General features: G+C 71.4%; 15 protein-coding genes and 3 tRNA genes. 15 read left to right on the top strand and 3 right to left on the bottom strand.

Annotation, left to right across the window (positions count from 1 at the left end):
• The first annotated feature begins 17 nt into the window (after positions 1–17).
• The 8 genes from ACZ60X_RS32060 to ACZ60X_RS32025 all read left to right on the top strand — a co-directional run bounded on the left by ACZ60X_RS32060 (position 18) and on the right by ACZ60X_RS32025 (position 8102).
• On the top strand, positions 18–671 hold the full coding sequence (locus ACZ60X_RS32060) for an NADH-quinone oxidoreductase subunit J family protein (RefSeq protein ID WP_469606380.1): 654 nt from the start codon (positions 18–20) through the stop codon (positions 669–671).
• Complete coding sequence (gene nuoK / locus ACZ60X_RS32055; protein WP_469605964.1) at positions 671–1060, top strand: NADH-quinone oxidoreductase subunit NuoK; 390 nt, start codon at positions 671–673, stop codon at positions 1058–1060. The genes ACZ60X_RS32060 and nuoK overlap by 1 nt, the downstream gene beginning before the upstream one ends.
• Positions 1057–3051: an NADH-quinone oxidoreductase subunit 5 family protein gene (locus ACZ60X_RS32050; protein ID WP_469605962.1), complete on the top strand. Its 1995-nt coding sequence runs from the start codon at positions 1057–1059 to the stop codon at positions 3049–3051. Before nuoK ends, ACZ60X_RS32050 begins: the two co-directional genes overlap by 4 nt.
• Before the next feature lie 6 nt (positions 3052–3057).
• Positions 3058–4632, top strand: coding sequence for an NADH-quinone oxidoreductase subunit M (locus tag ACZ60X_RS32045; protein WP_469605959.1), 1575 nt, complete (start codon positions 3058–3060; stop codon positions 4630–4632).
• Positions 4629–6146, top strand: coding sequence for an NADH-quinone oxidoreductase subunit N (locus ACZ60X_RS32040; RefSeq protein WP_469605957.1), 1518 nt, complete (start codon positions 4629–4631; stop codon positions 6144–6146). Before ACZ60X_RS32045 ends, ACZ60X_RS32040 begins: the two co-directional genes overlap by 4 nt.
• 188 nt (positions 6147–6334) lie before the next feature.
• Positions 6335–7198, top strand: coding sequence for a zinc metalloprotease HtpX (htpX, locus tag ACZ60X_RS32035; protein ID WP_469605954.1), 864 nt, complete (start codon positions 6335–6337; stop codon positions 7196–7198).
• Positions 7195–7587 carry a YccF domain-containing protein gene (locus tag ACZ60X_RS32030; protein WP_469605952.1) on the top strand — a complete coding sequence of 131 codons (393 nt, stop codon included), beginning with the start codon at positions 7195–7197 and terminating at the stop codon, positions 7585–7587. The genes htpX and ACZ60X_RS32030 overlap by 4 nt, the downstream gene beginning before the upstream one ends.
• A gap of 248 nt (positions 7588–7835) precedes the next feature.
• Complete coding sequence (locus tag ACZ60X_RS32025) at positions 7836–8102, top strand: GlsB/YeaQ/YmgE family stress response membrane protein (RefSeq protein WP_469605949.1); 267 nt, start codon at positions 7836–7838, stop codon at positions 8100–8102.
• A gap of 111 nt (positions 8103–8213) precedes the next feature.
• Here ACZ60X_RS32025 and ACZ60X_RS32020 read toward each other — a convergent pair whose 3' ends face one another.
• Positions 8214–8702 carry a YajQ family cyclic di-GMP-binding protein gene (locus ACZ60X_RS32020; RefSeq protein WP_030345349.1) on the bottom strand — a complete coding sequence of 163 codons (489 nt, stop codon included), beginning with the start codon at positions 8700–8702 and terminating at the stop codon, positions 8214–8216.
• 227 nt (positions 8703–8929) lie between these two features.
• On the opposite strand from ACZ60X_RS32020, the gene ACZ60X_RS32015 reads away from it, so the two are divergent.
• The 3 genes from ACZ60X_RS32015 (at position 8930) to ACZ60X_RS32005 (ending at position 9678) form a co-directional block, all read left to right on the top strand.
• A tRNA-Tyr gene (locus ACZ60X_RS32015) sits at positions 8930–9011 on the top strand.
• A gap of 174 nt (positions 9012–9185) precedes the next feature.
• Positions 9186–9410: a hypothetical protein gene (locus tag ACZ60X_RS32010; protein WP_469605946.1), complete on the top strand. Its 225-nt coding sequence runs from the start codon at positions 9186–9188 to the stop codon at positions 9408–9410.
• A gap of 55 nt (positions 9411–9465) precedes the next feature.
• Positions 9466–9678 carry a hypothetical protein gene (locus tag ACZ60X_RS32005; RefSeq protein WP_469605944.1) on the top strand — a complete coding sequence of 71 codons (213 nt, stop codon included), beginning with the start codon at positions 9466–9468 and terminating at the stop codon, positions 9676–9678.
• 84 nt (positions 9679–9762) lie between these two features.
• Here the strand turns inward: ACZ60X_RS32005 and ACZ60X_RS32000 are convergent, their stop codons facing one another.
• Both ACZ60X_RS32000 and ACZ60X_RS31995 read right to left on the bottom strand, forming a co-directional pair.
• Complete coding sequence (locus ACZ60X_RS32000; protein ID WP_469605941.1) at positions 9763–10419, bottom strand: NAD(P)H-binding protein; 657 nt, start codon at positions 10417–10419, stop codon at positions 9763–9765.
• A 152-nt stretch (positions 10420–10571) separates the two neighbouring features.
• Positions 10572–11837: an amidohydrolase family protein gene (locus tag ACZ60X_RS31995; protein ID WP_469605938.1), complete on the bottom strand. Its 1266-nt coding sequence runs from the start codon at positions 11835–11837 to the stop codon at positions 10572–10574.
• 496 nt (positions 11838–12333) lie between these two features.
• Between ACZ60X_RS31995 and ACZ60X_RS31990 the strand changes: the two genes are divergently transcribed.
• The 4 genes from ACZ60X_RS31990 to ACZ60X_RS31975 all read left to right on the top strand — a co-directional run.
• Positions 12334–12406, top strand: a tRNA-Thr gene (locus tag ACZ60X_RS31990).
• 46 nt (positions 12407–12452) lie between these two features.
• Positions 12453–12525: transfer RNA gene (locus ACZ60X_RS31985), tRNA-Met, on the top strand.
• 90 nt (positions 12526–12615) lie between these two features.
• Positions 12616–12780, top strand: a complete 165-nt coding sequence (gene rpmG, locus ACZ60X_RS31980; protein WP_003948671.1) for a 50S ribosomal protein L33 — start codon at positions 12616–12618, stop codon at positions 12778–12780.
• A gap of 170 nt (positions 12781–12950) precedes the next feature.
• Positions 12951–13352 (top strand): MaoC family dehydratase N-terminal domain-containing protein (locus ACZ60X_RS31975; protein ID WP_469605936.1); only part of this gene is annotated, 402 nt, incomplete at its 3' end.

Genomic DNA, 13352 nt, shown 5'->3' with positions numbered 1-13352 from the left:
ACTCCGCCGCAGCCGTGATGCCGGCGGCAGCCCCGCACGGCTTCCTGTCCCCGACCGGTGTCGAGATCGCTTTCCTGCTCGTCGGCCTGGTCACCTTCGGCGCGGCACTGATCACCGTCACCACCCGGCAACTGGTGCACGCCGCCCTGTGGCTGGTGGTCGCGCTGGGCGGCCTCGCCGTCGAATACCTCCTGCTCACCGCGGAGTTCATCGCCTGGGTGCAGGTCCTGATCTATGTCGGTTCCGTCGTCGTCCTCCTCCTGTTCGGTCTGATGCTCACCAGGGCGCCGATCGGCCGCTCCCCGGACGCCGACTCCGGCAACCGCTGGATCGCCCTCGCCGTCGCGGCGGCCGCCGCCGTCGCCCTGGTGTGGGTGGTGGTCGACGCCTTCCGCACCACGTGGATCGACCTGACCGGCCCCGCCGTCGGCACCACCCGGGTCACCGGCGAGAGCCTGTTCCGGCACTGGGTGCTGCCCTTCGAGGCCCTGTCCGTCCTGCTCCTCGCGGCCCTGGTCGGCGCGATCGTCCTGTCCCGCAAGGCGAAGGCGGAGTCGGGCCCTCCTCCTGTGAACTCCCGGACGGTCACCCAGAGTTCCCCCTCCGCCACGGATCCAGGGATTCACCCGGACGAGGGAATCCGCCCGGACAAGAAGGAAGGCGCCCGCTGATGCACCTCGCCTACCCCGCCGTCCTCTCCGCCCTCCTGTTCTGCACCGGCCTGTACGGCGTCCTCGCCCGGCGCAACGCGATCCTGGTCCTGATGTCGGTCGAGCTGATGCTCAACGCCGTCAACCTCAACCTGGTCGCCTTCGACGTCTGGCTCAGCCGGGCCGCCCGGGACACGCTGCACTCGGGCCAGGCGCTGACCCTGTTCACCATCGCCATCGCCGCCGCCGAGATCGGCATCGGCCTGGCGATCGTGCTCGCCGTCTACCGCAACCACGGCACCTCCGACATCGACAAGCTCCGCGACACCGCCGAAGGCCCAGGGACCGGCGGCCCCGACACCGAGGGCCCCGGCACCTCCGCGGCCGAGAAGGCTGAGGCCACCGCGTGACCACGACCCACCTCGCCGTCCTCGTCCCTCTCCTGCCGTTCCTGGGCGCCGCCGCGGGCCTGCTGCTCGGCCGCACCGCCCCCGGCTTCGTCCGTCCGCTCGCCGTGCTGCCGCCGCTGGCCTCGCTCGTCCTGGCCTCGCTGGTCGCCGCCCACCAGGACGGCGGCCGATCCCTCGACGCCCACACGGAGCTGACCCCCACCGGCTCCGTCCCGGTCGAGCTGGCCCTGCACATCGACGGCTTCGCCGCACTCGTCGCGATCCTGGTCGCGTTCGTCGCCGCCTGCGTGCAGATCTACTCGACGGGCTATCTGCGCGACGACCCGCGCTACCCCTCCTACGCGGCCCTCGTCTCCCTCTTCACCTCCGCGATGCTCCTGGTCGTCTACTCCGGCGACCTGATCGTGCTGCTGGTCGGCTGGGAAGTCATGGGCATCTGCTCCTACTTCCTGGTCGGTCACTACTGGGAGACCCCCGAGGCCCGCGCCGCCTCCCTGAAGGCCTTCCTGGTCACCAAGCTCGGCGACGTCCCCTTCCTCATCGGCCTGTTCGCGCTCGCCGGCGACGCCGGGTCCTTCCGCATCACCCGCGTCCTCGCTGCCGTGACGAGCGGCCACCTGCACCACCCGACCGTGATCGCCCTGCTGCTCCTCGCGGGCGTCGCGGGCAAGTCGGCGCAGTTCCCGCTGCACACCTGGCTCCCGGACGCGATGGCGGGCCCGACGCCCGTCTCGGCGCTGATCCACGCCGCGACGATGGTCGCCGCCGGTGTCTACTTCATCGCCCGTCTCCTTCCCGTCTTCGAGGCCTCCCAGGCCGCGATGGTCGTCCTCGCCGTCATGGCCGCCGTCACGATGGCCGGTTCGGCGCTCGCCGCGCTCGCCCAGGACGACGTCAAGCGCGTCCTCGCGTACTCGACGATCGGCCAGCTCGGCTACATGACCGGCGCCCTCGCCGTCGGTGACCGCGGTGCCGCCGTCTTCCACCTCCTGTCCCACGGCGCCTTCAAGGCGCTGCTGTTCCTCGCGGCCGGCGTGGTCATCCACGCCGCCGGCACCAACTCACTGGCCGCCATGTCCCGCATGGGCGGACTGCGCGACCGGGTACCGGACGCCTACTGGACGATGACCGTGGCGCTGCTCGCGCTCGCCGCGATCCCGCCGTTCAGCGGCTTCTTCTCGAAGGAGTCCGTGCTCGGCGCCGCCGAGCACGTGGCCACCGGGAAGACCGGCCATGCCCCCGGAGCGGCGGGCTGGATCGTCCTGGTCGCCGGCATGCTCACCGCCCTGCTCACCGCCGCCTACGCGACCCGCCTGTGGCTGCTGGCTTTCCGCGGCCGGGGCACCGAAGCGCCCGACCACGGCCGCCAGCCGCTGACGATGAACGTCGTCCTGTGGGTGCTCGCCGTACCGTCCCTGGCCTTCGGCGGGCTCGCCTACCGCTGGCTGCCCGGCTGGTTCGACGGCCAGGACCTGACCCCGGCCCTCCTCACCTCGATCCTCGGCACCGGCCTCGCCCTGGTCGGCGGACTGCTCGCCTACGGCGCCTGGCAGCACACCAGCCCGCTCGCCGCCCGCGTCCCCCTGGGAGCCGTCGCCGCCCACCCCGAGGGCGACGCCGGGCTGGTCGAGGCCGAGGCCATCGCCGGTCACACACCGGCCTACGGAGACATCGCCTCCGCGCCCGACCCGGCGGACCCCGCGCGGCTGCTGCTCGGCCCGCTGCACCCCCACGCGGCCGCCGGCTTCCATCTCGACGCCGTGTACCGGGTGCTGTTCGTCCGCCCGGTCCAGGCCGGAGCGAGTCTCGTCCGGTTCCTCGACCGCGAGGTCGTCGACACCTACGTACACGGCGCGGCCGCCGTGCCCCGGCTGCTCGGGGCCGCCGTACGGCGGGCGCAGACCGGCAATGTGCAGACCTATGTGAGCGCGCTGCTCGCCGGCACCGTCGTCCTCGCGGTCGCCGTCGTCCTCGTCGCCACGGGAGCGTGAGCAGGCGTGATCGATATCAACGAGTCCGTGATGCAGTTCCTCCTGGCATTCACCGTCGCCGGCCCGCTTCTCGGCGCCGTCGCCGCCCTCCTGCCGGCACCCCCCGGACTGAAGGGGAAGTCGCCCGAACAGGCCGTGCTGCGCCACGGCGTCACCGTGACCGGCGCGATCCTCATCGCCGCGATCGTCCTCGCGCTCGGCTTCGACCACGACCACCCGTCGAGGATGCAGGCCACGACCGACATCAGCTGGATCCCGGCGCTCGACGTGCGGATCCACCTCGGCATCGACGGCATCTCCCTCCCCCTCGTCGCCCTGACCGCGCTGCTGACCTTCCTCTGCGCGCTGTACTCCTACTTCAACCCGCCCAAGGGCGGGTCCCCGAAGGCGTTCGTCGCGCTGCTGCTCCTGCTCGAGTCCGGCACCCTCGCGACCTTCGCCGTCCTCGACCTGCTGCTGTTCTTCCTGGCCTTCGAGATGGTGCTCATCCCGATGTACTTCCTCATCGCCCGCTGGGGCGGCGAGGGACGGACCCGGGCCGCGTGGAAGTTCATCCTCTTCACGCTGCTCGGCTCCGTCGTCATGCTGCTCGGCCTGCTCCTGATCGGAATCAAGGCGGGCACGTTCGACATGGTGGCACTCGCCACTGACAACGGCCGGTCACTGCCCGCGTCCGTGCAGGTCATCGCCGTACTGGCGATCGGGATCGGGCTCGCGGTCAAGGCGCCGATGTGGCCGCTGCACAGCTGGCTGCCCGACGCCCACACCGCCGCCCCGACCGTCGGCTCGGTCCTGCTGGCCGGTGTCCTGCTGAAGATGGGTACGTACGGATTCGTCCGGATCCTGCTGCCGATCGCGCCCCACGGCGTCCACACCTTCGCGCCCTACCTCGCCGCGTTCGCCGTCGTCGGGATCATCTACGGATCCCTGGCCTGCCTGGCCCTGGCCAAGCGGGGCGCCAAGGGCGACCTCAAGCGGCTGATCGCCTACTCCTCCGTCGGCCACATGGGCTTCGTCCTGCTGGGCATCGCCACCATGACCCCGACCGGCGTCAATGGCGCCCTGTTCGCGAACATCGCCCACGGCCTCATCACCGGCCTGCTGTTCTTCCTGGTCGGTGCGCTGAAGGAGCGGACCGGCACCACCGACCTCGACGCGCTGGCCGAGAAGACCGGCGCCGCGCTCTACGGCAGGGCCCCGCGCCTCGGCGGCCTGCTCGCGTTCGGCGCCGTCGCCTCGCTCGGCCTGCCCGGCCTCGCCGGGTTCTGGGGCGAGATGCTGGCCCTGTTCGGCGCGTTCAAGCCCGCCGCCGGCCTCAGCCGGCCCGCGTTCCTCACCTTCATGGCGATCGGCGCGTTCGGCACCCTGCTGACCGCCGCGTACATGCTGATCGTGGTGCGCCGCGTCTGCATGGGCGGGGTGGCGCAGGAGGTCCCCAAACTCGCCGACGTCCACGGTTACGAGTTCGCCGCCTGGACCCCGCTCGTCGCCCTCACCGTCGGGGCCGGGCTGTGGCCGAAGGCCCTGCTCGGCCTGACGGACCCGGCCGTGCACCAGCTCCTCGCAGGAGGCACCCGATGAGCGCCCAGCCCCTCGCCGAGTCGCTGGTCCAGTCCGTCGACTGGCTCGCCGTCGCGCCGCCCCTCACCGCCGCCGCTGTCGCGCTCGCGGTGCTGGTCGCCGACCTGTTCCTGCCCGAGGACAGCAAAGCCGTCCTCGGCTGGGTCTCGGTCGCCGGACTGGCCGCGGCCGCGCTCATGCTGCTGCCACTCGTGAACGGCGATCGCAGCACCTTCTGCGTCAACCGCTCCACGCGCGCGTGCAGCTACACCGCCGACCACTTCACGCTCGTCATCCAGTTCCTGGTCCTCGGCGGCGCCCTGCTCGCTGCCCTGCTGTCGGTCACGAACCTCGACGACGACCGACGGCGCGTCCCGGCGGGGGAGTTCTGGTTCCTGCTGCTGTCCTCCGCGGCCGGCGCGGCCCTGCTGCCCGCCTCCCGCGACCTGGCCACCCTGATCGTCGCCCTGGAGGTCGCCTCCCTGCCGGCCTTCGCCCTGGTCGGCATCCGGCACGGCGACAAGCGCTCCGCCGAGGCCGCGCTGAAGTTCTTCCTGTCCTCGGTGACGGCCACCGCCGTCAGCCTGATGGGCATCAGCTTCGTCTACGCCTCCACCGGCACCCTCTACCTCACCCAGGTCGCCCAGCGCCTGCCCCACGCCGACGGACAACTGCGCACCCTCGCGGCGACCGGTGTCGTCCTCACCCTCATCGGCTTCGCCTTCAAGACGGCCGCCGTCCCGTTCCACTTCTGGGTGCCCGACACCTACGTGGGCGCGCCGCTGCCCGTCGCCGCCTACCTGTCGGTCGTCGGCAAGGCGGTCGGCTTCTCCGGGCTGATCCTCGTCACCGTGGTCGCGTTCCCGTCGTACGCCGGCGTCTGGGGGCCCGCGCTCGCCCTCCTCGCCGGCCTCACCATGACGGTCGGCAACGTCGGCGCCCTGCGCCAGCAGGCCACGCGCGCGTACAGCGCCGTACGGCTGCTCGCCTGGTCCTCCGTCGGCCAGGCGGGCTATCTGCTGGTTCCGATCGCGGCGGCCGGATACGCCAAGGACCCGCAGAAGGCGATCGGCTCCACGGTCGCCTACGCCCTCATGTACGGTGCCGTGAACCTCGGGGCGTTCGCGGTGGCCGCCGTGGTGGGCCGCGGCCGGCCCCTGAACCGGATCAGCGACTACCGGGGCCTGTACGCGGCCAACCCGCTCACCGCGCTCCTCCTGGCCTTCTTCCTGCTCTGCCTGGCCGGTCTGCCTCCGGGCGTCATCGGACTGTTCGCCAAGGTCACCGTGTTCTCGGCGGCCGTCGACGCGGGCCTCGGCTGGCTCGCCGTCGTCATGGCCGTCAACGTGGTGATCGCCCTCTTCTACTACCTCCAGTGGACGGCGCTGCTCTTCCGCGCCCCCGAGGGCCAGCCCGCGCGGCACCCGGTTCCGGCTCCCCTGACGGCCGCCATCGCCCTCACCGGCGTGCTCGGCGTCGCCCTGTCCGGAGCACCCCAGCTGGTCCTCCGGTTCGCCGCCACCGGACTGTTCTGACCCCGCCTCCCGCGCGCGTGGCGCAGATCCGCTCCACGCGCGCGGGAGGGCGAAACAGCACGTCACCCGTACAGCCGAGCGGCGCCCGCGCGGACACGGGGAACTCGTGACCGCCGCCTGGCGTTGTCACAAGCGGGAGGGTCCACTGGACCACAGTGTTCCCAGCCGCACGATTTGGAGGGCGTACGGTGCACCGCCGGCACAACGGGCTCAGGACCGCGGTACTCCTCGGGGGGCTGTCCGCGCTCATCATCGTCATCGGCAGCTTCTTCGGCCGCGCCGGTCTGATCGTCGCCGTCCTGGTCGCTCTCGGCACGAACGCCTACGCGTACTGGAACAGCGACAAGCTGGCGCTGCGCGCGATGCGCGCCCGCCCGGTCAGCGAGTTCGAGGCCCCCGCGCTCTACCGGATGGTCCGCGAGCTGTCCACGCAGGCCCGCCAGCCCATGCCACGCCTCTACATCTCGCCCACGGAGGCCCCCAACGCCTTCGCCACCGGCCGCAATCCGCGCAACGCGGCCGTGTGCTGCACCGAGGGCATCCTGCGCCTGCTGGACGAGCGCGAGCTGCGCGGAGTGATCGGGCACGAGCTGAGTCACGTCTACAACCGGGACATCCTGATCTCCTCGGTCGCCGGCGCCCTCGCCTCGGTGATCATGTTCCTGGTCAACTTCGCCTGGCTCATCCCCATCGGCCGCTCGGACGACGACGAAGGCCCCGGCCTGCTCGGCATGCTCCTGATCATGATCCTCGGCCCGCTCGCCGCCACCCTCATCCAACTGGCCATCAGCCGCTCCCGTGAGTACGAGGCGGACGCCTCCGGCGCTCAGCTCACCGGTGACCCGCTGGCCCTCGCCAGCGCCCTGCGCAAGCTGGAGGGCGGCACCCAGCAGCTCCCGCTGCCCCCTGAGCCCCAGATCCAGACGGCCAGCCACATGATGATCGCGAATCCTTTCCGCGCGGGCCAGGGACTGACGAAGATGTTCTCTACGCACCCGCCGATGGCGGACCGTATCTCCCGGCTCGAAACGATGGCAGGTCGCTACCAGTGAAGACCATCCTGAACGTCATTTGGCTCGTCCTGAGCGGCTTCTGGCTGTTCGTCGGGTATCTGTTCGCCGGCGTTCTGCTCTGCATCACCGTCATCGGCATCCCGTTCGGCATCGCGGCCTTCCGTATCGGCCTCTACGCCCTGTGGCCCTTCGGGTACACCACGGTCGAGCGGCGCGACGCGGGCGCACCCTCCTGCATCGGCAACGTCCTGTGGCTGATCCTGGCCGGCTGGTGGCTGGCGATCGCGCACGTCGTCACGGGCATCGCCCTGTGCGTGACGATCATCGGCATCCCGTTGGGCATCGCCAACTTCAAGCTGATCCCGGTCTCCCTGCTGCCGCTGGGCCGCGAGATCGTCCCCACGGACCAGCCGTTCGCGAGCCGCTGAGCGTGCCGACTGCCACGAGCGCCGCACGCGCGCGGGTGGGGCCGCAGGAGCCCGCTGGAGGGCGCGCCGCCGCGTGCGACCGCATGTACGGCGACCGCGTGCGGTCATGACCCGTCGCAACCAGGTGGGGGATCTGTGACGTCCTCTCCATCGACGAGGCACGAACACACGCGTGCCGACAGCGGGTCCTCACCGGATTCTCAGCGGCCGGACAGTGCGAGGACAGCTGGGAAGGGCAGGTTCACGGCATGAGCATCATCGGTTGGATCATCCTGGGCCTGGTGGCCGGAGTCATCGCCAAGGTCCTGCTGCCGGGTCGCGACCCCGGCGGCTTCATCGGTACGACCCTCATCGGCATCGCGGGGGCGTTCATCGGCGGCTGGATCTCGGCGCGTTGGCTGGACCACCCGATCACCAAGAACTTCTACGACGGCGCCACATGGGCCGCGGCCATCGGCGGCTCCCTGGTGCTGCTGATCGTCTACCGCATCCTGTTCGGCAACTCACGCGACTGAGCCCGCCGTCCCGCCGCGCGGTGCGCAAGCACGGAAAGCGGTGCGTGAGCGCGGAAAGGGTGGGCCGCCCGGCACCGGGCGGCCCACCTCGCTGTCACTCCCGCCGGTGTCCTACCGGTAGTTCACGAACTGCAGCGCGAAGTCGAAGTCCTTGCCCTTCAGCAGCGCGATCACGGTCTGGAGGTCGTCGCGGCTCTTGGAGCTGACGCGCAGTTCGTCGCCCTGGACCTGGGCCTTGACGCCCTTCGGGCCCTCGTCGCGGATGATCTTCGCCACCTTCTTCGCGTTCTCCTGGGAGATGCCCTCCTGGATCGACGCGAAGATCTTGTACTCCTTGCCGGACAGCTGAGGCTCGCCTGCTTCCAGCGCCTTCAGCGAGATGCCCCGCTTGATCAGCTTGGACTGGAAGACGTCGAGGATGGCGTTCACCCGGTCCTCGGAGTTGGCCTCCATGAGGATCTTCTCGCCGGACCAGGAGATCGAGGCACCCACGCCCTTGAAGTCGTAGCGCTGCGAGATCTCCTTGGCGGCCTGGTTGAGGGCGTTGTCGACCTCCTGCCGCTCGACCTTCGAGACGATGTCGAAACTGGAGTCGGCCATGTCCTGTGGCTCCTTGTATCGGGGTGCGTATCGGGTGCGTGCCGGCGTGCGCGGCGGCGGCCGTCGGGCCCGGCAAGACACCGGGCCGCATCCGCACCAGCCTAGCCACCCCGCGAGCCGACGGGTGGAGATCAACCGGGTGGCGAAGCACCCCCGTGCATCGGGTATTGTTTACGTCGTTGCCAGGGAGCACCGCCGAAAGCGGGGCTCGGTTGGCAGCCAAACCCGGCGGTGTGCCCGAGCGGCCAAAGGGAGCAGACTGTAAATCTGCCGGCTCAGCCTTCCCAGGTTCGAATCCTGGCGCCGCCACACGGGAGCGAGAGCCCCGTGATCTGCGAGAGCAGGTCACGGGGCTCTCGTCGTTTCTCCGGGCATCCTCGGGCCGTTCCCTATAATCGAACGCGTGAGCGACGGGACGGAGGGAGGGGATCAGACATGGCCGGTCCGGGTGCGGGGTCGGGCGGGGCGGACGATGCTGGAGCCATGGCCGGGAAGCGTCCCATCATCGTGCACCTGCCGTCACCGACCGGCGGACGGCGTGTCCGCGTGGACGGCGAGATCCTCGGCCTGGCACACAGCGTCCGGGACCTGGTGGAGTTCCTGCGCCGCGCGGGGCTGGAGATCGAGCCGGAGCAGGTGGCCGAGTCGCCCCTGATCGACTGGCGCGGGGTGGGGCCCGACCGCTGGGAGGCCGAGACCCGCACCTGACGGCCGACGGCCGGCGGCGCTGTCGTACGCGCGCGCGTACGGGCAAACTGACGGCATGTCCTCCCGACGCAGAACCTGTCCCGTCTGCCGCCGTGACATCGCTGTCGTCGCGGGCCGCTTCGCGCGGCACGATCCGCCCGGGGCGAGGGAGAGTGGCGAACTCGTCTCCTGCGCCGGGTCGCGGCAGCAGGCGCAACTCGGGGCGGTCCAGCCGGCGTTGGACGGGTACGCCGTACCGGAGTTTCCGGGGCAGCTGCCCCTGTTCTGAGCTGGGGAGTCCTGACGGTGTGACAGTGCGCGGTGGAGCGGGGGCGGGTGGTGACTCCGACCGTTCAACGGCCGGTGACCCGGCTCAGTTCCCGGCCACCGACTTCACCGCGACCGACACCGGCTGCGAGCCGCTGATCAGCTCCAGCGTCAGGCCGGTCGTCGCCGGGGTGTCCACCAGTTCGGCGAGTACGGCGGCCACGTCGTCCCGCGGGATCGTTCCGCGCCCGGTGTGCGCCTCCAGGCGGACCAGACCGGTGCCGGCGTCGTTCACCAGTGAGCCGGGGCGCAGGATCGTCCAGTCCAGGGCCTCCTGGCGGGTCACGTACGCGTCCGCCTCGCCCTTGGCGCGCAGGTACACGTCGAAGACGTCGTCGCCCGGGTGCGCCGGATCCGCGCCCATCGAGGACACGACCAGGAAACGCCGTACGCGCGCGCGGACCGCAGCGTCCGCGAACAGCACCGCCGCGGCCTTGTCCACCGTCTCCTTGCGGGCCGTTCCGCTGCCCGGGCCCGCGCCGGCCGCGAAGACCGCCGCGTCGGCACCCTGGAGATGCGCCGCGACCTCCTCCAGAGAGGCGGACTCCAGGTCGAGCAGGACCGGTTCGGCCCCGGCCGCCCGTAGATCGTCGCCCTGCTCCGGGTTGCGGATGATGCCCGCGACCTCGTCCCCGCGCGCGGAGAGCAGGCGCTCCAGCCGCAGCGCGATCTGACCATGACCACCAGCGATGACAATGCGCATGAATCCGACCGTACGCCCGAAGGGGCGCATCCGCCGCATGAGTTAACCGGCATGTCCGGAGCGCTCCGGCCGTCGGCGCACAGCCGGCGTGCACGCGGCGCTGAGCATGTCCTTCCAGGCCATGCGCTCTGCCGGTGTCCCGCGCCCGGCGTTCACGACAGTTCTCCGCGCCCCTGCCGGGGCAGCCCCAGCTCCGCCGCGGCCGCCGAGTTGCAGTACTCGCGGACCGCGCTCGTGCGGGCCACCACGCGCCCCCGGTGGAACACGACCCGGCTGTAGGCCAGGGAGAGCGCGCCGGGCAGACGGTCGCCGCGTACGGCCAGCAGATCGGCGGGGAAGCCCGCCTCCACGCGTACCTCGGGCAGACCGAGGACCGCGCGCGCCGAGGTGCTCACGGCGTCGTAGGCGTCCTCCGCGCGCAGGCCGTGAACCGAGGCGAGGAGATAGGCCGCCTCCAGCGGGTCGCCGCGGCCGACGGGGTTGGCGACGTCGCGCAGGGCGCCGCTCCCGGCCGCCGTCCGCACTCCTGCGGAGCGCAGCAGCCGTACTGGAGGCATGCCCCGGCGGTCGGCGGCGCAGCAGCCGCCCTGGGGCAGGCACGCGACCGCGACGCCGGCCGCCGCGAGCTGGTCGGCGGCGCGGGAGGCTGCTTCGGCGGACAGGCGCGCAAGACCGGCGCACGGCCCGATCGTCACGCCGGGGCGCAGGCCCCCCGCCATGGCCGCGAGCCGGGACAACCGGGCCGGGTCGGCGGCGTCCGTGTGCAGGTCCACCGGGCAGCCGTGCTCGGAGGCGACCTCCAGCACGGTCTCGACGTAGCCGGCGGGATCCGGGTCCAGGTCGGGACAGCCGCCCACCACGGAGGCGCCCATCTTCACCGCGTCCCGCAGCATCGCGAGCCCGTCGGCCCCGGCCGCGCCGGTCAGCAGTCGGGGTGTGGCCACCGTCGTCAGGTCGGTGAGCCCCCGCAGCGAGCGCCGCGCCCGGAGCACGGCGCCCAGCGCGCCGAGCCCCTGGACGTCACCCACGCGCACGTGCGCGCGTACCGCCGTCGCTCCGTGCCCCAGCTGCAGCAGGGCCGCCTCCGTCGCCCGGCGCTGGACGTCGTCGGGCGCGTACGAGACCGGGCCGGAGTGCTGGGCGGACAGCGCGGTGTCGCCGTGGGCGTGCGGCTCGGCCGGGGCGGGCAGGAGCAGATACCCGCTGAGGTCCACGCGCGTGGCACCCGTGCGGGCAGGTCCGCGCGCGAGGCTTCCGGTCGTACCCACCGCCTCGATGCGTCCGCGGCCCAGCCGTACGTCCACCGTCCGGCCGTCGGTCAGCCGCGCTCCACACAGCAGCAGGGCGGCCGGATCGGACGGCCCGGAGGAGCCCGGGGTGTTCGACGGCGGATGGGGCTGCGGCTGGCTGTCGGGCATCGCGCTCCAGGGTGGGGCCGAGGGGCTCGGGGCAGGGCTCGCGTGAGGGAGGCGGGGGCGCGGGCCCCCAAGATCACGCAGAGCGAGTCGAGCCTAGGGTGGCGAGCCCTGTGGGATGCGCAGGAGCGCAATAGTCGTACCGGTGTCGTCCGCCCATGGCCGAACGCATGTCGCCCACCCGCGTGCAACCGCCCGAGTGCCGCAGGGCCCGAATCACCCGCGTTGCGAAGGCCGTGGTGCCGAATCCGGCCAGGGCGCCGCCGGCGCTGCCCCGGTCCCCCGCGAGGCCCGAGTCCCCGAGCGCGCCGGTGTCGCCCACCACGCCGTCACACGCGCGGGACGCGGCCACGCGCGCGTGGCAGTCCCCGGGCGGCTCGCGGCCACGCTTCTGCCGGGTCTCAGGAGGCGGCCGCGCGGGGTGGGGCGGGGGGTCGGACGGGGCGCCGGATACGGATTTGGGTGAACGGCGGCGGACCGTGTAATGTCTTCATCGCTCGCCCCAATAGCTCAGTCGGCAGAGCGTCTCCATGGTAAGGAGAAGGTCAACGGTTCGATTCCGTTTTGGGGCTCTGGTGTGAGAGGTTCCCGTCGAAAGGCGGGGCCCGATCGCATCGCAGCGGTGTAGCTCAGTCGGTAGAGCAAGCGGCTCATAATCGCTGTGTCACCGGTTCAAGTCCGGTCACCGCTACTGACAGTAGCCGATTGCGGGGTCGGTCCTTCGATCGGCTACTCTTTCTTGCGTTGAATTAGTCCATCCGTTCGTCTTAGGAGCACTCACGTGGCTGCCACCGACGTCCGCCCGAAGATCACGCTGGCCTGCGTGGAGTGCAAGGAGCGGAACTACATCACCAAGAAGAACCGGCGTAACAACCCGGATCGTCTTGAGATGAAGAAGCACTGCCCGCGTTGCAACGCGCACACCGCGCACCGCGAAACGCGATAATCAGGCTCGTCCGTGAGGCCGTCCCCTTCCGAGGGGGCGGCCTCACGGCGTTTCACGGTCCACCGTCCCACCGGGTGGGCGGCGGCGCTCACTTGATCCCCCCGCGCGTTCCCTGGCCGGTTTGCGGCTAATTTGGGGCCATCACAGCAGACTTCAGGAGGTGCCGGGCCATGGCGCTCGACCAGTCCTTCGTGGGACGGACCTACCCGCCCACTGCACCCTACGAGGTGGGCCGGGAGAAGATCCGCGAGTTCGCCGAGGCCGTCGGAGAGGCCAACCCGGTGTACACGCACCCGGAGGCCGCCAAGGCGTTCGGGTATGCCGATGTGATCGCCCCGCCGACGTTCGTGTTCTCCATCACTTTCCGGGCCGCGGGTCAGGTGATCGAGGACCCGCAGCTGGGCCTGGACTACAGCCGGGTGGTGCACGGCGACCAGAAGTTCGCCTACAGCCGTCCCGTGTGTGCCGGGGACCGGCTGACGGTCACCTCCACCATCGAGGCGGTCAAGTCGCTCGCGGGCAACGACATCCTGGACATCCGCGGTGAGGTGCGCGACGAGGCGGGCGAGCAT

The organism is Streptomyces sp. NPDC104106, from assembly GCF_055584345.1.
The sequence above is the reverse complement of the archived record's forward strand: the minus strand, read 5'-3'. Positions and strand labels throughout refer to the sequence as shown.